This window comes from Thermosyntropha lipolytica DSM 11003 (assembly GCF_900129805.1).
Classification (GTDB): Bacteria; Bacillota; Syntrophomonadia; order Syntrophomonadales; family Syntrophomonadaceae; genus Thermosyntropha; species Thermosyntropha lipolytica.
In genome coordinates, this window is record NZ_FQWY01000002.1 from 72,827 (window position 1) to 98,755 (window position 25,929).

Consider the following 25,929-nt stretch of genomic DNA (forward strand, 5'->3'; position numbering starts at 1 on the left):
CTCCTCCTTGGACCAAACTTATTTTTACATTATATGTAAAAACCAATTGGCAATAAAAAAATATATAAACAGACTTAATATATCAACAATAGAAGTAATAAGGGGGTTGCTGGCAACTGCTGGATCCAAACTTATTCTCGCCAAAAAAAACGGCAGCAAAACCCCTATAAGAGAAGCCGCGATTATCACAACTATCATAGTTATACCTACAATAAGAGCAATTTTAGCCCCTCCGGTAATCATACCGAATATGGCTACGATAAAAGCCATCACTACTCCCAAGCTGAAAGCTACGAAAATTTCACGCCTTAAAACTGATAAAAGTTGTCCAGTTTTTAAATCCCCGGTAGCCAGTGCCCGCACGGTAAGGGTAGCCGACTGGGATCCCGCATTACCTCCACTGCAGTTTAATAGAGGAATGAAAAAAGCCAGAGCAATAAAAGAGGCCAGTAGCTCTTCATAAAAAGCTATAACTTCAGAAGCAATAAGCATAACAAAAACTAAAACCACAAGCCAGCCTACTCTTTTAAAATATAACTCGCGAATACCTGCTTCACGATAAATATTTTTTAGAGGAGCTACCGCTGCTCCTTTGTGAAAATCCTCGGTCGCTTCTTCCTGGGCTACATCTAAAACATCGTCAAAAGTTACAACTCCGATTAATATCCCATCTGAATCCGTAACCGGAAGAGCAGAAACATCATATTTTTGCATTACCTGAACTGCTTTTTCCTGATTATCAAAGGCTGATAGGCTGACAAAAGATCTGTTCATGATATCTGCCACTTTATCTTCAGGATCAGCTAGGATAAATTTTTCTAACTCTAAAGCATCTAATAGTTTCCAATTTTCATCTGTTATATATATGATATTTAAGGTTTCTATATTTCCCCCCATTTTGCGTATATGCTCGAGGGCTTCTTTAACTTTCCACTCCGGCCTTACTGCTACATATTCCGAAGTCATAAGACGGCCAACACTTTTTTCCGGATAACCCAGCAAAAACCTTACTTCTTTTAATTCTTCAACACTTAAAAGGTTCAAAAGCCTCTGGGTAACCTGTCCAGGCAATTCCTCAAAAAGGTCAGTACGGTCATCAGGCTTAAGATTGGCCAACAAAAGACGGGTTTCTTCATCGGTCAAAGCCTTGAGCAGAGAATTTTTGTTTTCTTTATCTAGATAAGAAAAAACATCAGCAGCAATATCCCGGGGCATAAGCCGAAATAGTACTGCCCTGTCTGTTTTATTAAGGTTCAAAAGAAGATCTGCCAGATCAGCTAGTTCCCATTCATGCCAGTTTATGTTTCTTATTTTATTAAAATCATGCTTCTTTATCGCTTCTTCTATTTTTATCTTAAAATCTTGCATAAAAATCACCTAAATATATATTTTAATTAAAAATAAGCCGATCAGAATTTTCACCAAATTCAAAAAAATCATACCACCTTTTTATCTTATTTTTTTAAATCTAAAGAATATTATATACTATTACCCTCCTATCTGATACATCTTGCGTTCATTTTCTCTTCCCCAGCCAGCATCCATTCTATGTCGAACCGGCTTATTGTTGATAGTTTCTAAAAAAAGAAGGATTAATTCCTCATCAGAAGCTCCTTTCTTTAAAGCTTCCCACAAATCTACTTCTTCCTTGCTGTAAAGACACCCTCTCAGCTTACCATCAGCTGTAAGCCGGATGCGGTTACATGCAGCGCAAAAATGGTTGCTCATAGGGCTTATAAAACCAATTGATCCCTGTCCGCCTTCTATCTTAAAATATTTAGCCGGTCCATTGCCGGTAATCTTATCGGGAACGGTTAACGGGAACTTCTTCTCGATTTTTTCTTTTATCTCCCTGCTTTTTATAAGCTTGTCCTCATGCCAGAAAAGAAGATCTCCTACCGGCATAAATTCAATAAATCTTATATGCAGAGGATAATCATAAGCTAAAGAAGCAAAATCAATTATTTCATCATCATTAAATCCTTTTATAACTACCGTATTTATTTTTACCGGATTAAGCCCTAATTCCAAAGCTTCCCAAATGCCTTCCTTAACCGGCCGTATATCTCCCCCCCGGGTAATATAACGGAACTTTTCCGGTTGCAAACTATCCAGGCTGAAATTTACCCGCTTAAGCCCTGCTTTTTTAAGCCTATCCGCCATAGGTTTAAATTTTATACCATTGGTAGTAAGGGCAATATCATCTATCTCCGGTATCTCGGCAATATATTCAATCAATTTTTCAATATTTCGCCTGACTAAAGGCTCTCCTCCCGTAAGACGCACTTTTTTTATCCCTACCCGGGCCGCTATTCTGGTAAGGTAGGCCAGTTCTTCCAGGCTTAAAATCCCCTGGTGATTAAGTTTGCCTTCTATGCCCTCTTCCGGCATACAGTAAAGACAGCGCAGATTACAGCGGTCGGTTACCGAAATGCGCATATAATTTATTTCTCTTCCCCAGCTATCAACCATCTAAAAACACTCCCCTGGAGGGGAAAACCCCTTACTTAAAAACATCCTAGTTCACAGGCCCAAATCTTTATTTTAAGCTCATCACACATATTGCCTACTTCTCGCGGGGATACACCAAGTTCTTCGGCTATTTTTCTGGCTTCGCTGCAGGTTATCTTGCCATTTACCGCTTTTTCTTGCAATGCCTGCACTATTTTTTCTTTTTTTTCCATAAATATTCCTCCCCATAATAAAATAAACACCCCGGAAAAGGGTGTAAAAATCCCTGGTATAAAAAGTTTACACTCCTTTCCTGACGGGAGGCATAAAGGTTTCCCTTTACACCCTATCGTTCAGCCGCCATAGCTCTAAGCCTTAGGTCAGACTGAATCGGAGCTTTATTTTTTTACAAACATTATATAACATTTTAAGCTTTAATTCACAATTAATTTAATTTCCCATCCTGATAATTTTGTCCCCCACCTACACGCTCCTTATGGGTTTAAAAGTAATTCCAGTTTACGGCTACTTCCGATTTATCGGTTACAATCCAGTGTACAGGAAAATCGGCTGCATGAGGATAAACGGTTTCTACTACCTGAAAATCATAGCATACTCCGCATAAAAAAGCATCTTTGCGTAAACGGGGAAGAAAGCGGTCATAGTATCCTCTTCCATAGCCCAGGCGGTATCCTTTAACATCAAAAACTAACCCCGGAACCAGCACTACATCAATCTTTTGCGGGTCAAAAGGTTCTCCCACCGGCTCAACTATACCGAAAGGCCCACTTTTAGTATACTCCCTTCCGCGGTATTCTATAGCCTCCATATTTTCCTCATCTATAACCCGCGGTAGAACAATTATCTTCTCCCTCCGCAATGTTTCCAGCCAGGGCATAAGGTTGACTTCATTCCGGATACTAGAAAAACCCATGATAACCCGGGCATGGGCAATTTTGTCTATCTGGCCTAGTTTCTCACATATCCTGCGGCTTAAACCTTCCACTTCTTCGGGAGTAAGGCTCTTACGTTTTTCGCTTATTATCCTTCTCAATTCATCACGTTTTTCTTGCATTACTACCACCTCGTTCTCTGTTCATGGTAAAATCGCATTTTAAGCCACTTATAAAGTATAACCCCTATAATAAACAAAACCCCTGTATATAACTGTCCTAGAGTAAACATACCGTAGTTTATAAGGCTTTCCCGGAAAAATTCTATTATAAAGCGATAGACAGAATATCCTATTATATAAACAGCAAAGACCTGTCCCTCAAACTTACGCCGGGGATAAAGCCACCACAGCACTCCAAATAAAACTAGATTTAAAAAAGAACTGTAAAGCTGGGTAGGATGCCGGTGAAAACCGTCTACATAGGGGAAAACCACCCCGCAGACAGAGTCGGTAACCCCTCCATAACAGCAGCCATTAAAGAAACAACCCACCCTTACTATCGCATAACCTAGAGCTATATAAGGGGCAAACATATCAGCTATCCTAAAAAAAGGAAGCTTATGCTTCTTAACATACAGGTAGTAGGCTATAAATCCTCCTACAAACCCTCCATACCATATTAAGCCTGATAAACCGGCAGTAAACAGAACTGATGCTGGATCTCTTAATAAATCCTGCCATTCATAAATAAGGATATAAGCTGCTCTCCCCCCTATAACCCCTGCTATAATCATAATAATTGTCATACTTAAGGCAGTATCTGGAGAAAAACCTTCCCTGGCAAACAGCCTTCCTACTCCCCAGACACCAATAATAACTGCCAAAGCCAGCATAACCCCCCAGGAATATACCGTAAATGGCCCCAACTTTAATAAAACCGGATACAATATTTTCACTCCTTCTTTTTACTTATCCACAGAAAAACCTGTCGTTTTTTCTCTTCTTTTCTCATCATCCGTATTTCCTTTTCTACGCCTCCTCTAGTTCCCCCGAGTTATCAACAGACTTATGCACATTATCCACAGCCTTTTTCACAGCATCGACATAGTAGCATAAGCATTAAGGTCCAGAGAAGCAAACTGGCCATTTATAAACTTATGATAAGCACTGCCTGCTATCATAGCTGCATTATCGGTACACAGCTTTAAAGAAGGATAATAAAGTTTTATTCCTAACCTATCTGCTTCTATCTGTGCTGCTCTTCTAAGCTCACTGTTAGCAGCAACTCCTCCCGCCAGGAGAATACTCCTCGCCTTATATTTCTCGGCAGCCCTGGCTGTCTTAACTGCCAGCACTTCTACTAAAGCTGCCTGAAACTCGGCTGCCATATCATAAACATTGGCTTCTCCTCTTCTTTCCATTTTAGTCCAGAGATTCATGGCTGCGGTTTTAAGTCCGCTGAAGCTGAAATCAAAATCATCCCGGTCTAAAAAAACCCGGGGCAGCTGATAACGTCCTTTTACTCCTTTTTCCGCTGCCCTCTCTACTGCCGGTCCTCCTGGATAACCTAAACCTAAAAAACGGGCTACCTTGTCAAACGCTTCTCCGGCAGCATCATCCAGAGTCTCACCAATAACCTCATAATTTTCTATATCCTGCATAAAAAGAAGGCTGGTATGCCCTCCGGAAACTACCAGGCAAACCAGAGGAAATTCTATGTTATCATGCTCCAGAAAATTGGCATAAATATGCCCATAAAGATGGTTTACCGCTATAAGGGGCTTATTAAGGGCATAGGCAAACGATTTGGCAAACGAAACCCCTACCAGAAGGGCTCCTATAAGACCCGGCCGGTTAGTAACCGCTACCGCATCAATATCGTCATAACTCATACCGGCTTCCGCAAATGCCGTATGGACTACCATCACTATATTTTGGATATGCTTGCGGGAAGCTACCTCAGGCACTACACCACCAAACTGCTGGTGCACCCTTATCTGGGAATTAACCACATTCGACATTATCTCTTTACCGTTTTTTACAATGGAGGCAGCTGTTTCATCACATGAAGTTTCAATACCTAAAATCCTTATCTCCTTCGGCACTCTTTTCACCCTCAGTTCTGTTAAATTTATCCCCAGTTTTATAAATTTATCCACAGAATTCTGTGGATAAAAAGTGAATCCTGTTGAAAAGTGTCAATAGATTTAACCGTTAAAATAACAGCTTGGTCATGACAATAGCATCTTCTCCATTATCCGCATAATACCCTTTACGGATGCCGGTTTCCATAAACCCCATGTTCTGATAAAGCCTGCGGGCCACCTCATTGGAAGGCCTTACCTCCAGGATTATGCGCAAAACATTTTTTTCCCGCGCTATCTTTTCCAGTTCCTCTAAAAGCCTTCTTCCCATACCCATTCCTCTAAAATTCTTATCTACCGCAATATTAGTTATATGAGCTTCCTCAAATACGATCCACATTCCCGCATATCCTACTACTTCGCCTTCAAAATCACAAACCAGGTAAACAGCAAAATTATTCCTCAGTTCATGCCGGTAAGCTTCCCGGGACCAGGGAACGGGGAAAGATTCGTTTTCGATGCGTACTACGGCATCCAGATCTCTTTCCGTCATTTTACGTATAATAAAAGGAACGCTTTTTGCTTTCATTTAAAGCTCTCCTCTTCCCAAACGATATTCTGCTTCCGAAAGTCTTAGATAAACCGGAGTTAATGTAAACACATCAGCAAAGTCGCCTCTTTCCGCTTTAGCTAAAGCTATTTTCCCCATCGCAGCTGAACGCGGATACATTAAATGCTCCGGAGGTAAAAGCAAACTCTCCTCCAAGACCTCCTGCCAGTAGGCAGCATAAGGATAATAACCATCACCCAGTATTACCACATATTTCTTAAAAAGGCTCTCCTTTTTTTCCCTTATCTTCAAAGCCAGTTCTTCTATTCCCCATGCCTTCTCTTCTACTACCTTTTGCATTGTCCCATAGCGGAAAGTATAAACTGCACTGTAAACCTCATTTTTACGCGCATCAAGCAGAGGTACTGCCAGTATATCTTCACAAGGCAAAACATTAGCAGCCAGCATATCGAGGGTAGATACAGCAACTATGGGCTTGCCGGTGGCCAGACTTAAACCTTTTACCGCTGCCATCCCTATTCTAAGTCCCGTAAAAGAACCTGGTCCAGCGGTTATACCAATTACATCAATATCATGCAAACTGCAGGCACAAACCTTTAAAGCCCGGTCAATCATGGGCAGCAAAGTTTCGGAATGAGTTTTCCTGTAATTACAAAACTCTTCATATAAGACTTTTTCCTCATTTAAAATAGCTACCCCGGCCACCGGAGTAGCACTATCAATTGCCAGAAGCAGCAATTTCCTTCAACTCCTTAATCTTTTGTCTATATTTTTCGCCTTTAGCAGTAAACCTTACCTTCCTACCCCTGTCATAATCACCATCCAGGATCTCTATATTTATAAACAAAGCCTCCGCAGGTAAAAAACCCGACTGCAAACGGGGCCACTCAATAAGGGTTACCCCTCCTTTGCCTACATAGTCATCCAAGCCTAAATCCTCAAAATCTGCATCTTCGTCCAGGCGATAAAAATCAAAATGAAAAACAGGCATTATGCCTTCATAAATATTCATCAAGGTAAAGGTAGGACTCGTAACCTTACCTTCATAGCCTAATCCCTTAGCTATCCCTCTAACCAGGGTGGTTTTACCAGCTCCCAGCTCTCCGATAAGATAAGCTACATCCCCTTCCTTCAAGACCGAGGCCAGCTTTCTCCCTAGTTTTTCCATATCTTCGGCACTGGTAATGATCAGCTCCATTTATCCACCTCTTTTAAATTTATCCTTCCTTAATTTTTTTAAACTGATCCCGTATCATCTTAAAATCTTCCCAGCAGGGACGCTTGTAAGATTCATTACGCAAAAGAGCTGCCGGGTGGAAAGTAGGCATTATCATTATTCCTTGCCTGGTGAACCATTTTCCTCTTATCTGCGTAATGCGCGCCTTGGGGCTTATAATAACCTGACTGGCTAAGGAACCTAAACAGACAATAATATCCGGTTTTATTATCCTTATCTGGGCTTCTAGATATCCTTTGCAGCTGTTTACTTCATCCGGGTTAGGCAGCCTGTTCCCAGGAGGACGGCATTTCACGACATTAGTGATATAAGCTTGTTCACGCGGGATTTCAGCCGCCTTAAGTATCTTATCTAAAAGCTGCCCGGCTCTGCCAACAAAAGGCCTTCCCTGTTCATCCTCATCCCCTCCCGGGCCTTCCCCTACAAACATAATGCGGCTTTTCGAGGGGCCTTCGCCAAATACCACCTGCTTGCAGCCTGCACGTAAACGACAGCTCTGACAACTTAGCGCCGTTTTTTTTAGCTCGTCCAGATCATCGATATGGGGATATGCCTCTTCCAGCCTAACTCCCTCTAAAAACGGTAAAACCGGCTCCCCCCGGCTTATATCCCCGGCTTCTTCCTTTTCTATTTCCGGGAATAAACCGGCAAAAAGATCAGGCTGCTTTATTTCCACAATATCCCCTCCCTAAAGTATAACCTTTTTCCCCATCTGAAATTACTTTTTAAGACAAAATTTTACCGCCTGTCAAAGGCGGTGCTACAAGTTAATTATATATTAAAAACCACAACATGAAACGAAATTTTTAACTTCTTCCTCTCTCCTGCAAAATCTGATATAAGTCGGTAAATCCATTTCCTATTCGCCAGAAGGAAATTCCCCCGAGATCATATTCCCTGGCTACCTTAAGCTTTTCCTCCAGACTTGTCCTGTTTTCCAGATAGATAATATGTCTGTTTCCATATTCATCATAGTATATATAATACGGACTTAAGCTTAAGCTATCAAAATACTCGGTCAGCTTATATTTGCTTTTAAGCTGATTAAGGCGGGCAAGGGTAACAGTAGTTGCTCTTCCCCCCGCTGAAGACCAATCATAACCATAAGTCGGCACCCCTAAAAGAATCTTTTCCCGGGGAATCAATCCTGTCATATAATGGGCTACCTCCTTCACCCACCACAAGGGAGCAACCGGCCCCGGTGCTGAAGTAGCGTAGCTGTAGTCATAAGCCATAACTACCACATAATCTGCTATTTTCCCTATATTTTCATATTCATAAGCTACCGGCCATTTTTCCTTTCCGGTACGGGCAAAAACAGCTACGGATAAGGGAATATTTTCTCCCAAAGCGTTTTTAAGTTCGCGCAAAAAGGTGGTAAAATAAGGGCCATCAGCAGGATCTATAAATTCAAAATCGATATTTACCCCATTATAGCCGTCTCTTTTTACTACATACACAATATTATCAATAAGCCGCTTTCTATTCTGGCTGCTGGTTAAAAGCTCATGCAGAAGGTCTTTATTCATCAATGCTATACTGGCATGACTTTTAATTCCTGCTTCCCGGGTAAATTTTAAAATTTCCTCATAATTATCCTTATATTCATAAAAAAGATCACCTTTTCCATTAGTTTCAAACCAGCGAAAAGCTACATCAGTAAACAAACGGGCATTCTGTTTAAGCTCATCAAAAGCCCGGTAATAATAGTAGGCAAATACCAGCTTAGGCTGCTGGGAGTTAAAACTTATAGCAACTTCCCTTTTGCTGCCATCCCAAAACACTTTAGCACCTAAAGCCTCAGCGAAAAATCTTAAAGGGATATAAGTCCGGTTTTGGTAAATATAAGGCGGGGTATCAAAATAATAAATATTCCCATCGACTACCGCTTTAAGGCTCCCTATGTAAAACTCCAGGTATTTCCCCTGACAATTAATAGCTATTTTACGCCTGGTTCCATCCCAAAAAACTTCTCCCCCGAAAGAAGGATGTTCAACTACCAGGCGTACAGGTACCATAACCCGATTATTCACCAATTGCGGCCCGGTTTCAAAAGTACACAGCTGGCCGTCAATTTTTATGTTAATATTGCTAGCCTGTACAGGATAAGCCAGCATAGATAGTAAAAAGCAAAACACCAGACCTAAAGCCGTAAATTTTTTATACAAATTCTCCTCACCTCTTAAAAAACATCATTTTCTTACAAAATTCGCATAAAAAACCGGCTTTCCTTTAGGTAAATAATGCCAAAAACAAAAAGGCCTCCGTTTTGCGGAAGCCTTAAAAAAATTCTATTTAATTCAGATATTTCTTATGGGGGAAAATCGCTTCTAAATCAGCCGCTGGAATATGGACCAAATTGTCCTGATTTACTACAGCCAGAATAACCATCTCCTCACCGCTATATTCTTCCCGGTAAAACCCTAAGACACAAACGGTAAGGACATTGCCATCAATATATACGGTAAAAATATCTCCCTTATTCAAGTTTATCCCCCCATAAAAGGCCATCAACCAGAACATATCTTACTCGGGTCCTAAAGTCCAGCGGATGTCCATCAAAAATAACTATATCGGCTCTTTTGCCCGGAGCAATAGAGCCCAGTTCATCATCACATTTTAATATTCTAGCCGGCTGCCAGGTTAGAGCCTTTAAGGCCTTTTCTTCCTCTAAACCTTCTCTTACCGCTAAAGCAGCACAAACGCGTAAATGTTCAACCGGTATTACCGGATGATCAGTTATAAAAGCAAAATTTACCCCCGCCTTAGCAAGGAGGTAAGCATTCCTAAACGAAACCTCCTTCATCTCTACTTTGGCACGGTTAACCAGAAGCGGACCCAAAAACACGGGCACATCCCTTTTCACCAGTTCATCAGCTACCATAAAAGCTTCTGTCCCGTGCTGGATAACCAGATCAAAGCCAAACTCATCTTTTATGCGCAGAGCAGTTAAAATATCATCAGCCCGGTGGGCATGTAAAAAAAGCGGTATTTCCCGGCGCAAAACTTTAAAAAGGGGTAAAAGCTTGAACTCTTCTTCCGGGGATAAATCTTTTTTCTCCATTTTCTTTAAAGCATTATAAAAAGCCTGCCTGAGTAAACTTGCATTAGCCATTCTGGTTTTAGGCGACTTTTTTTCTGCTGCATATACCCTTTTGGGATTTTCACCTAAAGCCGCCTTTAAGGCAAGCGGATTCTTATAAATCATCCCGGTCATATTCTCCGCCAGATGTTTTAAAAAAACGGCCTGCCCGCCTATAATATTGGCACTTCCCGGCATACTTACCGATCTGGTCACTCCGCCTCTTAAAGCATCAGTAAATGCCAAATCGGCAAAATTTATACCGTCTACCGCCTGCAGCTCGGGACTTATCGGATTATCTATTTCGTTTACATCATCCCCTTCTACCCGATATATTTCTTCTTCCAGCCCTATATGGGTATGAGAGTCAATAAATCCTGGTGTTACATAACATCCCGCAGCATCAATAACCTGGCATTCCTTTTTAATTTCTACATCCGTGCCGACTTCCCTGATAAAACCGTCTTCGATAATAATAGTTCCCTTTTCTATTAACCCTGCCCTATCCATGGTGAGTATTCTGCCATTTTTTATAGCCAGCATAAATATGTTTTTCCCCTTTCCTCTCCCTTATCATCTTATGAAATCATATTTCTGGATGTTCAATATCTCCTACGGGTGGATTTAATCTATTATAATACTAACAACTATACTTAAGACAAGAACTTACCAAAGACCTAAATAAGTAAAAAGAGTATTTATCTTCCATGCACTCCGGATGCCACTGAACCCCGATAACAAAAGGATGATCTTGGCTTTCCAGGGCTTCAGCTATTCCATCCGCCGCCCGGGCCGTTATCTTTATATTGGCCCCCGGTTTATCTACGGCTTGATGATGGAAGCTGTTTACCCTTATCTTTTCTGCTCCCAGTATCCGGTGTAAAATACTCCCTTTTTCTATAAATATATCATGGAAAGGATAATAGCAAGGAGCATTCTGCTCATGAGAAAGCGAAGTAGAAATATCCTGTATAAGGCTTCCCCCGGCAGCTACATTTAAAACCTGACATCCCCGGCAGATACCCAAAACCGGTTTATTTCCGCCCAAAAGCCTTACGGCCAGCATCATCTCAAACCTGTCCCGCAAAGGATTTATTCTCCTTACCGCAGGTAAGGCTTCTTCTCCCCAGTAAAAAGGGTTGAGGTCTCCTCCCCCGCTGAAAATAAAACCATGGCATATATTGATATAATTATTTACCACCACTTCATCCGCCACCGGAGGCAGAATAATCCCCAGCCCTCCGGCATTGAATACCGCATCAAGGTAATACTTCCTGACGCCTATTAAATTTTCATCTTCCAGAAAGTTTCCCGTTATGCCAATAATAGGACGCAAAAAATCTCCTCCCTATATATGAATTCATCTATATCTATTCTCTTGGTATAGCCGTTAATGTATATATAATAATGATTAGCAAATGCAGATTTGTTTTTCCATTAAGCAACCCCTCCTTCAGGCCCCCTTTTTATCGGAACCATTTTGCTTGACCCTTTAATTTCTCCATAACAGCTATAAAATCTATTTATCAATATTACACCTGCAAGAAATATAGAAATAAATCTTGACTGCAATCTTTTTATCTTTTATTATTGATATTGATAATCATTATCAATATCAATAAAGGGGGTTAAAAAATTGAGACTTCTACCTTTTTCTTCTAGCAAAACTAAATTACTGTTAACATTTATTCTTATTTTAGCCTTACTAATCAGCACCTCGTCATTTCCAGCCTATGGTAACGAACCAGATAAAAAAATCGGTGTACTGCTGATCGCCCACGGTTCTAACCAGGAAAGCTGGAACAATAAAGATCCAATTTTTCAGGACACAGAAGGCCACTGGGCACAAGACCATATTAAAAAAGCATACAGTATTGGCTTGATTGCCGGATATGATAACAATAAATTTGCACCCGACTCACCTATAACCCGTGAACAGGCAGCGGTTATAATTGCCCGTATGAATGAAATCACTGGTAAATATTCCACTTCTGGCAGTAACAAAAATTTAAATTTTGCCGATACACATCTTATCTCTGCCTGGGCTAGAAAAGGAGTGCAAAAATGCATAGATATGAATATAATGCATGGTTATCCTGATAATAGATTTTATCCTGACCAGAAACTCAAAAGAAGCGAAGCTTGTGTTATTTTTTCCCAAATGCTTTAAGGCTAAATTTTCAATTTGTTCCCTCCCTTCACTAATATAAATAAAACCTCACCCATAGTACCTTTTCCCCAAAAATACCCCGGTATTTCTACACCGGGGTATTTTTTCCCTTATGTAATTTTACACTTCAGTTAAACCCAGGCTTATAAGCAAAGCCTCGTCTACTTTCTTCATGGTCTCTTCATTCAATACCGCTATACGCTGTTTCAGCCTGGTTTTATCGATAGTTCTTATCTGTTCTGCCAGTATAACAGAATCTTTTTCCAGACCATAGGTTTCCGCCTTTAATTCTACATGGGTAGGTAGTTTAGCCTTATTTATTTGTGAGGTTATGGCCAGTATAATCGTAGTCGGACTATACTGGTTGCCAATATCATTTTGCACAACCAAAACCGGCCTTATCCCGCCCTGTTCTGATCCTATAACCGGGTTTAGCTGAGCAAAATAAATCTCACCTCGTTTTATCATCAAGCATATCACTCCACTGATTTTTCTACCCTTTTTTTCATAACCTCATCTTCCACTCCCACATTTTCATAGGCCAAACGCAGATTTATCTCCGCCATTTCCATATAGCCTTTTCGCATCTTTTCCCGCATTAAAACCTTTTTACGCTCCCCAAGATAAAACTGGATAGCATCCCTTATTATCTCACTGCGGGTTTTAGAATCAGCAAGCATTATATCATCAACCTCGGAAAGGAGGTTTTCGGGAACAGTAATTATTATCCTCTTTGAGGCTGGCAAGATGAGCACCTCCACAATAGCAAAACATATAAACCGATATAAACATTATATATAAAACAGAAAGGTGCTCGCAAATCCAATAATTTCTTTTTGCCTACCCTGCAATATAAACCCGGGGAACCCGGGGGCCTATACAGGATACTATCTCATAATTTATGGTTCCTATAATAGCTGCCAGGTCATCTGCCGTTACTCCATCTTCTTCACGCCCAAAAAGAATAACTTCATCTCCTTCTTTTACCCCTTCTACTCCGGTCACATCAAACATACACTGATCCATACACACCGTACCTATCAAAGGCACTTTAACCCCTCTTACTACCGCCCAGGCTTTGTTGGACAAAAGCCGGCTGTAACCATCGGCATAGCCTATAGGTACAGTAGCCACCTTGGTAGGAGAAGTGCACCTATAAGTTCGACCATAGCTTACTGTATATCCAGGCGGCAGCACTTTAAGAAAAACTATCCTGCTCTTAAGGCGCATAGCGGGAATAATTTTCAGCCTATCCCGCTTTACTTCCCGGGAAGGATAAAGGCCATATAAAGTGATTCCCGCCCGCACCATATTAAACCTGGCTTCCGGTATATCAATAAGGGCAGCACTGTTGGAACAATGTTGCCAAGGAATTTTTATGCCCTCTTCTTCTATTTTCTTTATAAATCGGTTAAACTTATCTAGCTGCTCATAAGCAAAAGCTTTATCTTCAGTATCAGCCGTAGCCAAATGGGTAAATACCCCTTCCAATTCCACACCCGGCAAACAGGCTATCTCCTTTACAAGCGCCAGGCCATCTTCATCAGGGAAGAAGCCTAATCTCCCCATTCCGGTATCGATCTTTAGATGTATCCTGGCTTTGCTTCCTAGCCTGACGGCAGCAGCCGATAAAGCCCTAGCCGCTTCCAGATTAAAAACTGTACTGCTTATATTATTTTTTACCACCACCTCCGCATAACAAGGGGGAATATACCCCAGAACCAGTACCGGATTTTTTATCCCGCTACTACGCATGGTCAAAGCTTCATCCAGGCTGGCAACCCCAAAATATTCTACCTTTTCCTGCAAACAAACCTTGCATATCTCCAGCATTCCATGTCCATACGCATTGGCCTTTACTACCGCCATTATCTGTGCCTTACCTGCTGCTTCCCTGATACAGCGCAAATTATGTCTTACCGCCCCTAAATCTATTTCTGCCCAGGTAGGCCTTTTATTATCCATCTTTTCTTACCAGAAATTTTAAGATATCATTCCGGGTAATAATTCCGGTTATTACTCCATCCTTAACTACCGGTACCCGGTTTACTTTCTCATTCTGCATAATCCGGGCCACTTCCGGCACCGGGGTATTTTCATCTACCGTAATTACCCGGGCAGTCATCACCTCTTTTACCTGGGAAGCAAAGTATTTGCGAATATGGTTATTAAATTTTATGGGGTTTTCTAAAAAAATAATACTGTCAAATAAAGTAATATAAAAAGGCACCTTGAACTCAGACGCCTTAACCATCAAATCCTTTTCCGTAACTATGCCCAGTATTCTTCCTTCGTCATCTACCACCGGGATCCCGCTTATCTTATTATCCACCATAATCTTAGCCGCTTCTTCTATCGTAGTATCAGGCTTAACGGTAATAACTTCCCGCGTCATTATATCCCTGGCTAACATTTTTCTCCTCCTCTTGCAAATAATTTTTTTTATTAGACATGAGACTGCCCTCTGTCTAGCAAGCTTCCATCTGCCTTAAAACTTCCGGCAGCCATTCTACCAGATCAAGAGCTATAAGTCCTCTTTCTCCCTTGGCCATAGAGGCTAAATCTCCTGCCCGGCCATGGACATATACACCAGCTACTGCCGCCATTTGCGGATTAAGGCCCTGGGCAATAAAACCGCTTATAATCCCGCATAATACATCACCACTACCAGCAGTAGCCATACCTGGATTTCCGGTTAAATTTACATACACATCACCACTAGGCATAGCAACTACCGTCTTGTTTCCCTTCAAAACCAGAGTTACATTCCAATCTACGGCAAAGCTGCGCGCTATTTCTACCCGGTCGGCCTGCACTTCTTTTATGCTCTTTTGCAAAAGCCTTGCCATTTCCCCCGGATGAGGAGTCAAAACTACCGGTACCTGCCTGTTTTTTAAAATACTTATATCTTCAGCCAGAGCATTGATCCCATCTGCATCTATCACCAGCGGAACTCCTGCTTTTTCCAGAATAAAATTCATTATCGCCTTAGCCTCTAAATAACGCGACATACCACAGCCCACAGCACAAACCGATACGGCTCCTAAAAGATTTTCTATCGCCGGCAGGGCTTCTACGGCAATAGCTGCCTTTCCCGTCTCCGCCAGAGGAACAGTCATAATTTCAGGGCGAAAACCTGCCACTATAGGAAGCAGCGATTCCGGAACCGCAGCAGTAACCAGTCCAGCTCCTGCCCGCAAGGCAGCATAAGCAGCCATACTTACTGCCCCCGTCATACCCAGGGAACCGCCTAGCACCAGTACATGACCATAAGTACCTTTATGTGATTCACGCTTTCTTTTCCCCCAATAAGGTTTTATCGTTTCCTCGCGGATTAGATTACTTTTTAAACTGCTCTGTTCCAGTAAAAAACGGGGAATAGATATATCTGCCACCGTAAGATTTCCGGTGAAATCAGCACCTGGCTCTAAAATATGTCCCCACTTGGGAGCAGCAAAAGTAACGGTATGGGAAGCTCTTACCGCTGTACTATGTACTTTGCCCGTATCCGCCTCTACTCCTGAAGGTATATCTACAGCTATCACCGGCACCCCTCTGCTGTTAATTATATTTACTACTCCGGCTTCAAATTCCTGTAAACTTCCTTTAAATCCTATCCCATATATGCTGTCAACTATTATTTCCGCCTTCTGGACTTCCTCAGCAAATTTTTCCATATGTTCAGGTTCATACAGAGGATAAATATCCCCTTTTATTTTCTGCATGATTTCATAATTTATCCTCGTATCCGGAGTAAGCTCCTCTTTTTTACCCATAACAAAAACGGTTACTCTAGCTCCTCCGTTCATAAGCTGCCTGGCTATTACCAGGCCATCTCCCCCGTTATTACCTCTGCCCGCTACTACTACCACCTTTTTATTTCTTATTTCCCCCAGTATCTCATTTATAACTTCAACCGTGCGTATTCCAGCATTTTCCATAAGGACAATACCAGGTATTCCATATTCATTGATCGCCATCCCATCAATAAGCCTCATTTCCTCTGCCCGCAATATTTTCAAAATGTCCACCTCCTAAAGCTATAATCGCAGCCACCGCCTGGCTCTTAGAATGGGACAAACTTAAAATCATCCTCTCTATCCCCGCCTTCTCCTGCCAGAGCAAGGCCTGTCCGTGCAATACGATCCTTGGCCTTCCGCTTTTTTCATTTCTAACTTCTACTTCCTGAAACCTTATTCCGCTTGCAAAATATGGATGTACTTTGCGCAATGCTTCCTTAGCCGCCCACCTAGCGGCCAGTGAGGGATAAGGGTCTTTTTTGCTAAAACAGTAGGCAATCTCTTCCGGAGTAAAAACCCGCTTTAAAAAGCGCGGGGTTCTCTGGACCACCTCTTTTATGCGTTCTATATCTACAATATCTATCCCTATAAACATCATACCACCTGCCCATTATTATATATGCATTATAACCCAAAAATAATAGCCCTGGAAACTTCATCCCTCCAGGGCTCTCTTATATTAAAACTCGACCTTATTCCTTTACCTCAGCCAGTTCCTTCTTTTCATGTTCGGTCAATATCTTATCCATATCCAGCAGAATAAGAAGCCTATCCCCTAGTTTACCTACCCCTTTAAGATATTCAGCGGTGATACCACCTATAACTGCCGGAGGAGGTTCAATGCTGCTTACCGGCAGGCGCAGCACTTCACTCACTTCATCTACAATTATCCCTACCGTCTGCCCTTCTACTTCTACTACCACGCTTCGGGTCTCACTTGTAATTTCCGATGTTCCCATAGCAAACCTCTTTTTCAAATCGATAATGGGTATAATCTTTCCTCGGAGATTTATAATACCTTCCACAAAATCAGGGGTCTGAGGTAGTTTAGTCGGAGTAGTCATGGGTATTATTTCCTGCACCTGCGTTATCGGTACCCCGTATTCACAAACTACATCGCCCTGTTTTAGAGTAAACACTACCAGCTGTATCTCATCAGCCATCTTTTAACCCTCCTTCTCCCGCCTTTAAACCGGCTTGCTTTAAAAATTACCCCTTACTTAATAATATACATTATATTTCACACTTTAGGCATAAAATCCTTTCTAATAACAAAAAATATTTGCCAATATATCACACTAACCGACATTAAAACCTGGCCCCTTATTATATAAACATATATCCAAAGCTCTTTTTAACTGCTCCTGAGTAAAAGGTTTGCTCAAATAATAATCACAGCCTGCCTTAAGACATTTTTCTCCATCTCCCTCCATGGCATAAGCAGTTAAAGCAATAACCGGTATATCCTTTATCCCTTCCGTCTCCCTTATAATCTTAACCGTCTGATAGCCATCCAGAACCGGCATCTGCATATCAAGCAGGATAACATCAGGCCTTTTTTCTTTTAAAACTTCCAGGCATCTTTGACCATTTTCAACATCTATGACTTCATAGCCTAAATTTTTGAGCATATACCCTATGAGCTTACGATTTACCCCTATATCCTCTACCAGCAAAATCTGTTTGCAGGAAGTCAAAGCATAACCAAAGCCATCAAACCATCCCTTTTCCATCATATTCTCCTCCATCTGGGCCTCTTGTAAAGGCAAAGAAAAACCAAAAATAGACCCTTTTTCTCCATTAGGCTTATACCATATACGTCCCCCCATAAGGCTTACCAGTTCTCTGGTAATAGCCAGTCCTAATCCGCTTCCCCCACTTCTCCTTTCCCCATCTCGCAGGCGCACAAAAGGTCTAAAAACTCGTCCTATATCTTCTTCTTTAATACCTATCCCCGTATCATAAACCGCAAACTGAACTTCTCCTTCGCTTAGCAGATTAACCTCCAGTTTAACATATCCTTCATCCGTATACTGTACGGCATTAAGTAGAAGATTGTTAAGTACCTGTCTTAAGCGCACTTCATCCCCCAGGACATCTTCCGGTATTTTTTCATCAATAACTAAACCTAAAGCCAGTCCTTTTTTTTCTATCTTAGGCTGCAGGGAAAAAAGCGTTTGCTTTATTAAGCGGAAAAGGTTAAATTTTTCCTTTCGTATCTCTATCTGTCTCGTTTCAATTTTGGACAAGTCAAGCACATCATTAACCAGCCCTAAAAGCTGCCGGGCACAGCAATGTATGATCTCTATCCCTTCCCTCAGCTTTAATTTATCCTCCTCGTTTTGCATTATCTCACAAAATCCTAAAATCCCTACCAGTGCATTCCTTACTTCGTGGCTTATGCTGGCCACAAACTCACTTTTAATATAGCCTACCTGTTCTGCTTTATCCTTTTCCCGGATAATATCGGTAATATCAGCTCCCCAGAAAACCAGGTACCTTTCACCTTTCTCATCTATAAATTCTTCCCTGTGCAGTTTAAAATTCTTTATCTGTTTTCCATCTATCTTTAGATTAATTATTTTTTCCTTATTTTCTGCCTTAAAAGCATATATCTCTTTTTTTAATTCTTCTAAATGCCATAAATCCCTTACTCCCTTACTATCCATTACTATATTATAATCCTCATCAGTTACCAGAAAAAAAGCTTCTAAAGCTTCGATCAGTTTTATATCCAAATCTTTTTTATCTTTTAAAACATCTGCCGTCCTGCAGTATACAAGATTTGTATCCAAAACCTCACCGCCCCCTGCCTGGCAAAATAAAGGACAAGTTTTATTAACCAAAGAATCTAAATTTATATAAGTAAATTATAACTGCAATAACCATCTTTTTACTGTCGAAATGATACACAAACAATATTTTTATTTTATTCATTCCCTAATTTGAAATTCTCCTTAATAATCGAAATAGTTAAAAAATAAAGCCTATAAAAAAACTGAGATTTAACTGGCTACAAACAAGGAAACAACATAAATGTAAGTAGCATCATCGCCTTTACAAACCTTTCTATAATTGATACCATTTTATTGAAATACTACAAAAGGAGGAAAATTCGTGCCCAATAGAGCTCTGGATTGGCTAAAACAGGCACTAAAAAACTTAAACCATGCTGAAGGGTCAAGAAAAAATGGGGACCATGAATGGGCATGTTTTGCGGCTCATCAGGCAGGAGAAAAAGCAGTAAAAGCACTGCATCTTTACCGGGGACAGGAAGCATGGGGACATGTTATAGCACGACTTCTAAAAGATTTACCTGAAGACATTGAGGTAAGTGATGAACTTATCGAAAAAGCAAAAGTATTAGATAATTTCTATATACCCTCCAGACATCCAGACAGTCATCCGGAGGGAGCACCTTTTGAACATTACGGCTCATTACAAAGCGGGGAGGCTATAAAGTATGCTGGTGAGATCATTGCATTCGTCCGTTCTCAAATGGCCACATAAAGAAGCAGTAATTTCTTCACTTCTCCTATGGGTAGAAAAAATAGTTAAGGAAAACAAAAATATTGTCAAAATAGGATATTTTGGTTCTTATGCCCGTGGCGATTGGGGAGTCGGAAGTGACCTTGATGTAATAATTATATTAAAAAAATCAGCAACCCCTTGGTCTAAACGCTCAGCTGCATGGAACACAAATCATATACCTGTCCCTGTAGATCTTCTAATCTATACAGAAGAAGAGTATGAAAAAATGAAAAATTTTTCTCCCAGATTCTATAAAATCATGGCCAAGGAAGTCATATGGATTTATCCTTAAGGAAAATCTCATTTTTACGCAAGCAAAAAAATAAGAGATAGATCTAATTTTGTCAAAACATGTCATGGTCTCAAAATATTTCCTCTTTTAGGTTATATTCCCTGTCGCCCTTTCCCGTCTCTTATATTTCCCAACAAAAAAGATGGCCCGTAAAACCTCATCTTTAATAATTATTAATAATTATTAAAGGGGGAATTATCTATTCTTTTTCTTCCCGCATAAGTTCTTCATTCACCAGTTTTAATTCTTCTTCTAAATATTTCTTATATCCTTTAAGGTCAAATCCAGGGCCCCAGATAAACCCCCGGCCCCATCCGGCTCCCCAGGCGCGTCCCCATCCTCTCCTGGTAAAGCCGCGTCTCATTTTTCTTCCACAGGGTCCAAGACCCCTTCCCGTCACAGGGCTATACCCTAAAGGACCAGTTTCATCCCATCCCGGCATAAGATCTGCACCTCCCTTTTTGAACATATGTCTATTTTCATTTTAGGGAGTATATGAACATATGTCAATATTGTTTAATCAATTAACCCTAAAGCCCGATAAACATCTTCATCTACTTTGCCTGTAGGCTCAAGTCCATGCGTTATCTGAAAATACTTTACAGCTAGTTCAGTCATGTTGCCAAATCTTCCATCTGCCCTATCAAATACATAACCCAGATCTTTTAATCTCGCCTGGACATAAACCACCTGCTGACCACTGCTTCCTTTTTGCAAGGGTTGGGGAAGTACCTTTTCCGGATACATTTTCCCATTCCTCACTATCCGCACGGTAGTCCCCCAGGGTATCATAGGATAAAGTTTTTCCACATCACGATTAAACATCCTTATGCAGCCATGGGAAGCATAAGTTCCTATAGATCCCGGTTTATCCGTCCCATGTATGCCATAAATACCCCAGGGGACATTCAGTCCCATCCACCTGGTACCAAAACCATTTCCCCAGTTTAACGATTTATGCACTATGCGCCATTCTCCAAGCGGGGAAGGAGTAGAACTTTTTCCTACCGCTACGGGATAGCTTACCACCTCTTTTCCATTCTCATACACAGTCAATCTGCGCGTTGCTGTATCAATAACAATAATCACTCTCCCTTTAAGCTGTTCCTTTCTTTCCGTAAGGCAGTCTTCTCCTCTTTCCTCCTCCGTCAGTTTCAACCACAACTGACGATTAACTACCCCATTATCTTCCATGCCGTGGGCCAGCTGAAAAAGCCTTACTATTCTCTCGGTTTCTTCATCATATATGCCATCAGGCACTATATCATAACCTAGTTCTTTTAAGCGAGCCTGAAGCAGCCAAACTGTTTCTCCTTTAATACGCGGCTCGCTAAGATAAAGAACGGGAAAATCAGTGCGGTTTATGATTATACTATTCCTTTCCTGTTCAGGATAGGAAAAGTTATGAGCTGCTTCCGCCTTTGCCGGCAGGACAGCCAAAACCCAGCATAACAAACTAACCATAAATATATTTTTAGCCATAAAATCCCCCTTATTTCTGGCAGCTGTTTTCGCTATATTTTATCCTCTTTAAACCACCCTTATAATAGAAAAACCTGGCATAAACCAGGTTCTTTACTCTATATTGAAAATTTAAATTTATAAATTATTATCCTGTTCCAAAAGACGCCTGGCAAAAGCTAAAGCCGTGGGAGTTGCTGCACATCCTCCACGCGCCGTTTCTCTTAAATCAGGCGACATTTGTCTTCCCACCCGGTACATAGCTTCCACTACTTCATCAAAAGGAATAAAGCTTTTTATCCCAGCCAGGGCCATATCAGCAGCGGTAAGAGCCATAGCAGCTGCCAGTGCATTCCTTTTGGAACAAGGCACTTCCACCAGCCCGGCTACCGGATCACATACCAGTCCTAAAAGCCCCTTTAAGGCCATGGAAGCCGCTTCAAAGCACATTTCATCACTTCCCCCACTCATAAAAACAGCCGCCGCCGCTGCCATAGCTGCCGCCGCACCTACTTCGGCCTGACATCCGCCTTCAGCTCCCGAAAGGGTGGCATTAACAGCTATAATCTTACCTACTGCTGCCGCCACCAGCAAACCATTTATAGCATCGGCCACCTCAAGCCCTTTTTCTTCCTTTATGGAAATAATAACTCCCGGCACAATTCCACTGGATCCGGCTGTAGGTGCAGCCACTATCTTCCCCATCGCCGCATTAACTTCACTTACCGCCAGAGCATAACTAGCTGCCTTGAGAACTCTGCTGCCACTTAAAGTATCATTTTGCGCATATGTTTTTAATTTATACGCATTTCCTCCTATTAATCCCCCTACCGATTTTATATCCGGGGCTAAACCCTTCATTATCGACTCTTCCATCACCTTGAAGTTGTTTTCTAAAAGGCTCCATATCTCTTCTCTGCTTCTCCCTGTTTCACAAGCTTCGGAACGCAAAACAACTTCCGGCAAACTCAAATTATGTTCCCGGCATAAATTTAAAATTTCTAAAGCATGATTGAAATGACACATATTTCTTAGCCCTCCATTTATATGCCATTAGCATCAATAAACATAATCTGTTTTATAGTAGGAATAGCCTGTATCTCTTCCAAAATCTCCGGAGTAACTTTATTATCGGTTTCTATTACCATGGAAGCCAGGCTTCCCCGGGATTGCCGAAAAACCTTCAAAAAAGCAATATTTATATCATATCTGGCCAGTATAGAGGAGACTTTAGCTACCGTTCCCGGCTTGTCTAAATGCTTGTTTATGATAGTAGGATATTCCGCCGTAAACTCCATTTCCATACCATCTATGTTAGTTATCAAAATCTTGCCTCCACCTACGGAAGAACCGATGAGTTCATGTTTCTCCCCTCTATCATCCCGCATCACAATTTTTACCGTATTGGGGTGGACATCACCTAAATCAACCTGATGAAAAGAAAATCTTATTCCCTGCTCTGCTGCTATTTTATAAGAATCCCGTATCCTCTCATCACAAGGACTCATACCTAAAATACCGCCTAAAAGAGCCTTAGCCGTTCCATGTCCTTTATAAGTCTGGGCAAATGAACCATGCAGATAAAAATCTACCTCGACAATCTTTCCCTTACACACCCTGCGGGCTACACTACCTATTTTGGCTGCTCCAGCCGTATGCGAGCTCGAAGGACCTACCATGACCGGCCCTATTATGTCGAATATGCTGACTGACGTAACTATCACTCCCTGATATAAATTTCCTCCCCCACCCATTTTTAAAAAAGCAGAGCATCAGGCTCCGCCGTATTAAATATTCCTTATTTAAGATTATAACACAAGCTTTATTTTCCCAATAAATAATAAATAATTAGCCATTTTCATAAAAATTATTTCTTTCTTCAACTACCATCAGCCTCCTGTTTTTTATCCCCCGCAGGGCAAGGGAGATAAAGAAACCAGCTACAGCCAGAAGCACCATGGTAGCTCCTGAAGCCAGGTCAAGATAAAAAGAAAGCCAGAGCCCCCCTACGGTAAAAATACTTCCTAGCAGGACGGAAATCAGCATCATACGGGAAATACTCGATGTATACTGGGCAGCAATAGTAGGGGGAATGGTAAGCAGTGCTATCACCAGAATTACCCCTACCGCCCTTATCATTACCACTACGGTCATGGCTATCAAAAAAAGAAGCAAAAGATAAATCTTCTCAGTATTAACACCTACTGTACGGGCAAATTCTTCATCAAAAGCTACCGCTCTGAATTCTTCAAAAAAACAATATACAACTAGCAGTATTATTATATCCAAAACCCCTGTAAATATCAGATCCTCCCGGGGTACAGTCAATATATTGCCAAAAAGATAACTCATCAGGTCAGCTGTATAGCCTGCAGACATCTGTATCAGAATAATGCCCAGAGCCATACTGGCTGCCCACATTATACCTATTATGGTATCTTCTTTTTGCCCTGCTCTATAATTTATAAACCCTATTCCCCAGGCAGATAAAGCAGTAAAAGCAAAAGCACCCCAAATCGGATTTATCCCCAAAAAATACCCTAAACCAATACCTCCATAAGCAATATGAGCCATACTTCCGCTTATAAAAACTATACGCTTGACTACCACATAAGTCCCCACAACCCCACAGGCTATGCTTACCAGAACCCCCGCCAGCATCGCCTGACGGGCAAAATCATACTGTAAAAAATCCATCATCTTTCACCTACCACCCCCTCATGGGGCATAAGTACCCGGTGGGGTATGCCATGGGCAATCAAATCTACCGGACAAGGATACACTTTTTCCATAAGTTCGTAAGTTAGTATTTTGTCCTCATTGTAGTATAAAGTCCGGTTCATACAGGCTAAAGTCTTTACATACCGGGAAACGGCCGTTATGTCATGAGAAACCAAAATAATAGTCATCTCCCGGTTCAATTCACATAAAAGCTCATAAAAATCGGCAACAAAACCTTTATCCGCACTAGCTGTCGGTTCATCCAGGAGAAGGATTTTCGGTTCTACGGCCAAAGCCCTGGCTACTAAAACCCGCTGTCTTTCACCTCCGGAAAGTTCTCCGATCTGCCTTTTCCTAAAACTATACATTTCCACCTGTTTAAGCTTATCATGGGCAATTCTATAATCAGCAGCCGAAAAACGCCGTCCTTTTTTATGCTTTAAACGTCCGGATAAAACTACTTCTTCTACCGTAATAGGAAATTCATAGTCAAAATAGGCATATTGAGGGACATAGCCAATATACCCCGGCCTGATTCTATCCTCTCCCATAACTCTGATCTCGCCTCTATAAGGCTTTATAAGTCCGGCTATTACCTTAAGCAGGGTAGTCTTGCCGCCTCCATTGGGTCCAATTATACCTAAAAAATCCTTTTCCTTTATCTTAAGATTCACATCTTCTAAAATACTGCGTCCATTTATTTTCACCCATAAATTTTTTATTTCCACGGCTGTCGTTTCTTTTTCCATCCTCATCCCTCATCATTTGTTTTTTTCCGCTCTCCTCATAGCATCAGCTATGAGGGAAACAGTTTCATAAAGCTCACGGTAATCCTCAGGCAAGGGATCGATTATCTTAACTTCTCCTCCCAGTTCTTTTGCTATCACCTGGGCACTTTTTATACTGTGTTGAGGGCTGGCAAAAACTATCTTTATGCCATTCTTTTTCGCCACATCAATAATATGGGCTACATGTTTAGGTCCTGGTTCCTTACCGTGCTCTTCAATAGCCAGCTCGGTAAGCCCATAGTCTCTGGCCAGATAGGTCCAGGCCGGATGATAAGTTAAAAACATCCTGGTTTTAATACCGGTAAAAAGCTCTGCTATATCCTCATCCATTTTTTCCAGTTCATCCTGCAAGGCAGCATAATTTTCTTCATAATAACCCTTATTTTCATCATCAATACTGCTTAAAGCTTCATAAATATGGCGGGACTGTATAGCTACCAGGCGGGGTGAAAGCCAGATATGAGGGTTGTCATCAATTATCTCTATACCCTGGGAGGTATCAACAACCAGCAGATCTTTATTTATCCCTTTTATCCTTTCTATCCATACTCTTTCCAGAGGCAGATGCCCAACTACAAAGTAAACATCAGCCTGGCTTAATTCTTTAAGCCTTCCCGGTGGAATTTCATAGTCTTCCGGACTAGCCCCTTTCGGTACCAGCACATTAACCTCTACCAGTTCGCCTCCTATCTTTCTTACCAGGTCAGCCTGCGGCAAAACGGTTACCCAAACTTTTAGGACTCCCTCTTCTCTTACCTTACTCTCTTCTTTTTTAAAACAACCCGTAATTAAGACAGTCAGAATCAGAAGAACAGAAATACTAAGCCCAAGTCTTGTTCTTTTCAT

General features: G+C 41.3%; 32 protein-coding genes and 1 riboswitch. Of the genes, 3 read left to right on the plus strand and 29 right to left on the minus strand.

Translation table 11 applies throughout. The annotated features are described in order from the left end of the window. Positions 1–24 precede the first annotated feature (24 nt). From mgtE to BUB92_RS00485, 14 genes are all read right to left on the minus strand, one after another. Positions 25–1,368 carry a magnesium transporter gene (gene mgtE, locus BUB92_RS00425; protein WP_073088831.1) on the minus strand — a complete coding sequence of 448 codons (1,344 nt, stop codon included), beginning with the start codon at positions 1,366–1,368 and terminating at the stop codon, positions 25–27. Positions 1,369–1,488: 120 nt separating this feature from the next. Continuing rightward, positions 1,489–2,472 (minus strand): GTP 3',8-cyclase MoaA, encoded by a 984-nt coding sequence (moaA, locus tag BUB92_RS00430; RefSeq protein WP_073088833.1) that lies wholly within the window; start codon positions 2,470–2,472, stop codon positions 1,489–1,491. Positions 2,473–2,507: 35 nt separating this feature from the next. Next, positions 2,508–2,684 carry an AsnC family protein gene (locus BUB92_RS11670; RefSeq protein ID WP_143156818.1) on the minus strand — a complete coding sequence of 59 codons (177 nt, stop codon included), beginning with the start codon at positions 2,682–2,684 and terminating at the stop codon, positions 2,508–2,510. A 56-nt stretch (positions 2,685–2,740) separates the two neighbouring features. Further along, positions 2,741–2,859: riboswitch (molybdenum cofactor riboswitch) on the minus strand. Positions 2,860–2,953: 94 nt separating this feature from the next. After that, positions 2,954–3,526, minus strand: a complete 573-nt coding sequence (locus BUB92_RS00435) for a 5-formyltetrahydrofolate cyclo-ligase (RefSeq protein ID WP_073088834.1) — start codon at positions 3,524–3,526, stop codon at positions 2,954–2,956. Between the two features lie 2 nt (positions 3,527–3,528). Then, complete coding sequence (gene lgt, locus BUB92_RS00440) at positions 3,529–4,302, minus strand: prolipoprotein diacylglyceryl transferase (protein ID WP_084728233.1); 774 nt, start codon at positions 4,300–4,302, stop codon at positions 3,529–3,531. 135 nt (positions 4,303–4,437) lie between these two features. Then, the gene (gene tsaD / locus BUB92_RS00445) at positions 4,438–5,451 is read right to left on the minus strand and encodes a tRNA (adenosine(37)-N6)-threonylcarbamoyltransferase complex transferase subunit TsaD (RefSeq protein WP_073088934.1); all 1,014 of its coding nucleotides are present in this window, start codon (positions 5,449–5,451) and stop codon (positions 4,438–4,440) included. Between the two features lie 109 nt (positions 5,452–5,560). Further along, the gene (gene rimI, locus BUB92_RS00450) at positions 5,561–6,019 is read right to left on the minus strand and encodes a ribosomal protein S18-alanine N-acetyltransferase (RefSeq protein WP_073088837.1); all 459 of its coding nucleotides are present in this window, start codon (positions 6,017–6,019) and stop codon (positions 5,561–5,563) included. Then, positions 6,020–6,739, minus strand: a complete 720-nt coding sequence (gene tsaB, locus BUB92_RS00455; RefSeq protein ID WP_073088838.1) for a tRNA (adenosine(37)-N6)-threonylcarbamoyltransferase complex dimerization subunit type 1 TsaB — start codon at positions 6,737–6,739, stop codon at positions 6,020–6,022. After that, on the minus strand, positions 6,720–7,199 hold the full coding sequence (gene tsaE / locus BUB92_RS00460) for a tRNA (adenosine(37)-N6)-threonylcarbamoyltransferase complex ATPase subunit type 1 TsaE (protein WP_073088840.1): 480 nt from the start codon (positions 7,197–7,199) through the stop codon (positions 6,720–6,722). The genes tsaB and tsaE overlap by 20 nt, the downstream gene beginning before the upstream one ends. Before the next feature lie 19 nt (positions 7,200–7,218). Beyond that, positions 7,219–7,914 (minus strand): uracil-DNA glycosylase, encoded by a 696-nt coding sequence (locus BUB92_RS00465; protein ID WP_242938960.1) that lies wholly within the window; start codon positions 7,912–7,914, stop codon positions 7,219–7,221. Positions 7,915–8,044: 130 nt separating this feature from the next. Further along, complete coding sequence (locus BUB92_RS00470; protein ID WP_073088841.1) at positions 8,045–9,406, minus strand: glycosyl hydrolase family 18 protein; 1,362 nt, start codon at positions 9,404–9,406, stop codon at positions 8,045–8,047. 127 nt (positions 9,407–9,533) lie between these two features. Next, the gene (locus tag BUB92_RS00475) at positions 9,534–9,725 is read right to left on the minus strand and encodes a TMEM143 family protein (RefSeq protein WP_073088843.1); all 192 of its coding nucleotides are present in this window, start codon (positions 9,723–9,725) and stop codon (positions 9,534–9,536) included. Then, a complete protein-coding gene (locus BUB92_RS00480) occupies positions 9,718–10,863 on the minus strand; it encodes an amidohydrolase (RefSeq protein ID WP_073088845.1) in 1,146 nt (381 codons plus the stop codon). The genes BUB92_RS00475 and BUB92_RS00480 overlap by 8 nt, the downstream gene beginning before the upstream one ends. A 97-nt stretch (positions 10,864–10,960) precedes the next feature. Continuing rightward, positions 10,961–11,656 carry a gamma-glutamyl-gamma-aminobutyrate hydrolase family protein gene (locus tag BUB92_RS00485; protein ID WP_073088847.1) on the minus strand — a complete coding sequence of 232 codons (696 nt, stop codon included), beginning with the start codon at positions 11,654–11,656 and terminating at the stop codon, positions 10,961–10,963. Between the two features lie 300 nt (positions 11,657–11,956). On the opposite strand from BUB92_RS00485, the gene BUB92_RS00490 reads away from it, so the two are divergent. Next, positions 11,957–12,490: an S-layer homology domain-containing protein gene (locus BUB92_RS00490; RefSeq protein ID WP_073088849.1), complete on the plus strand. Its 534-nt coding sequence runs from the start codon at positions 11,957–11,959 to the stop codon at positions 12,488–12,490. Positions 12,491–12,610: 120 nt separating this feature from the next. Here the strand turns inward: BUB92_RS00490 and BUB92_RS00495 are convergent, their stop codons facing one another. The 8 genes from BUB92_RS00495 to BUB92_RS00530 all read right to left on the minus strand — a co-directional run bounded on the left by BUB92_RS00495 (position 12,611) and on the right by BUB92_RS00530 (position 19,085). After that, positions 12,611–12,961, minus strand: coding sequence for a type II toxin-antitoxin system PemK/MazF family toxin (locus BUB92_RS00495; protein ID WP_073088850.1), 351 nt, complete (start codon positions 12,959–12,961; stop codon positions 12,611–12,613). A gap of 5 nt (positions 12,962–12,966) precedes the next feature. Next, complete coding sequence (locus tag BUB92_RS00500) at positions 12,967–13,236, minus strand: CopG family ribbon-helix-helix protein (RefSeq protein ID WP_073088852.1); 270 nt, start codon at positions 13,234–13,236, stop codon at positions 12,967–12,969. Positions 13,237–13,330: 94 nt separating this feature from the next. Next, positions 13,331–14,455 carry an alanine racemase gene (gene alr / locus BUB92_RS00505; protein WP_073088854.1) on the minus strand — a complete coding sequence of 375 codons (1,125 nt, stop codon included), beginning with the start codon at positions 14,453–14,455 and terminating at the stop codon, positions 13,331–13,333. After that, positions 14,448–14,903: a CBS domain-containing protein gene (locus tag BUB92_RS00510; RefSeq protein ID WP_073088856.1), complete on the minus strand. Its 456-nt coding sequence runs from the start codon at positions 14,901–14,903 to the stop codon at positions 14,448–14,450. Before BUB92_RS00510 ends, alr begins: the two co-directional genes overlap by 8 nt. 55 nt (positions 14,904–14,958) lie before the next feature. Continuing rightward, the gene (locus BUB92_RS00515; protein WP_242938961.1) at positions 14,959–16,521 is read right to left on the minus strand and encodes an NAD(P)H-hydrate dehydratase; all 1,563 of its coding nucleotides are present in this window, start codon (positions 16,519–16,521) and stop codon (positions 14,959–14,961) included. After that, positions 16,475–16,885, minus strand: coding sequence for a holo-ACP synthase (gene acpS, locus BUB92_RS00520; RefSeq protein ID WP_084728234.1), 411 nt, complete (start codon positions 16,883–16,885; stop codon positions 16,475–16,477). Before acpS ends, BUB92_RS00515 begins: the two co-directional genes overlap by 47 nt. Positions 16,886–16,982: 97 nt before the next feature. Then, complete coding sequence (locus BUB92_RS00525; RefSeq protein WP_073088862.1) at positions 16,983–17,453, minus strand: chemotaxis protein CheW; 471 nt, start codon at positions 17,451–17,453, stop codon at positions 16,983–16,985. A gap of 135 nt (positions 17,454–17,588) precedes the next feature. Further along, positions 17,589–19,085 (minus strand): response regulator, encoded by a 1,497-nt coding sequence (locus BUB92_RS00530; protein ID WP_073088864.1) that lies wholly within the window; start codon positions 19,083–19,085, stop codon positions 17,589–17,591. A 322-nt stretch (positions 19,086–19,407) separates the two neighbouring features. On the opposite strand from BUB92_RS00530, the gene BUB92_RS00535 reads away from it, so the two are divergent. Further along, entirely contained in the window at positions 19,408–19,800 is a 393-nt protein-coding gene (locus tag BUB92_RS00535) for a HEPN domain-containing protein (protein ID WP_073088866.1), read from the plus strand. Continuing rightward, positions 19,754–20,113, plus strand: a complete 360-nt coding sequence (locus BUB92_RS00540; RefSeq protein ID WP_073088867.1) for a nucleotidyltransferase domain-containing protein — start codon at positions 19,754–19,756, stop codon at positions 20,111–20,113. The genes BUB92_RS00535 and BUB92_RS00540 overlap by 47 nt, the downstream gene beginning before the upstream one ends. A gap of 199 nt (positions 20,114–20,312) precedes the next feature. On the opposite strand, the gene BUB92_RS00545 is transcribed toward BUB92_RS00540, so the two are convergent. From BUB92_RS00545 to BUB92_RS00575, 7 genes are all read right to left on the minus strand, one after another. Next, positions 20,313–20,555 (minus strand): DUF5320 domain-containing protein, encoded by a 243-nt coding sequence (locus BUB92_RS00545; RefSeq protein WP_073088869.1) that lies wholly within the window; start codon positions 20,553–20,555, stop codon positions 20,313–20,315. A 74-nt stretch (positions 20,556–20,629) separates the two neighbouring features. Continuing rightward, positions 20,630–21,595 carry a L,D-transpeptidase family protein gene (locus BUB92_RS00550; protein ID WP_073088870.1) on the minus strand — a complete coding sequence of 322 codons (966 nt, stop codon included), beginning with the start codon at positions 21,593–21,595 and terminating at the stop codon, positions 20,630–20,632. 117 nt (positions 21,596–21,712) lie between these two features. Further along, positions 21,713–22,600: an L-serine ammonia-lyase, iron-sulfur-dependent, subunit alpha gene (sdaAA, locus tag BUB92_RS00555; protein ID WP_073088872.1), complete on the minus strand. Its 888-nt coding sequence runs from the start codon at positions 22,598–22,600 to the stop codon at positions 21,713–21,715. Between the two features lie 17 nt (positions 22,601–22,617). Beyond that, a complete protein-coding gene (gene sdaAB / locus BUB92_RS00560; RefSeq protein ID WP_278280481.1) occupies positions 22,618–23,298 on the minus strand; it encodes an L-serine ammonia-lyase, iron-sulfur-dependent subunit beta in 681 nt (226 codons plus the stop codon). A 124-nt stretch (positions 23,299–23,422) separates the two neighbouring features. Next, on the minus strand, positions 23,423–24,274 hold the full coding sequence (locus BUB92_RS00565; RefSeq protein WP_073088876.1) for a metal ABC transporter permease: 852 nt from the start codon (positions 24,272–24,274) through the stop codon (positions 23,423–23,425). Further along, positions 24,271–25,044, minus strand: a complete 774-nt coding sequence (locus tag BUB92_RS00570) for a metal ABC transporter ATP-binding protein (protein WP_073088878.1) — start codon at positions 25,042–25,044, stop codon at positions 24,271–24,273. Before BUB92_RS00570 ends, BUB92_RS00565 begins: the two co-directional genes overlap by 4 nt. A gap of 12 nt (positions 25,045–25,056) precedes the next feature. Then, on the minus strand, positions 25,057–25,929 hold the full coding sequence (locus BUB92_RS00575) for a metal ABC transporter solute-binding protein, Zn/Mn family (RefSeq protein WP_073088880.1): 873 nt from the start codon (positions 25,927–25,929) through the stop codon (positions 25,057–25,059).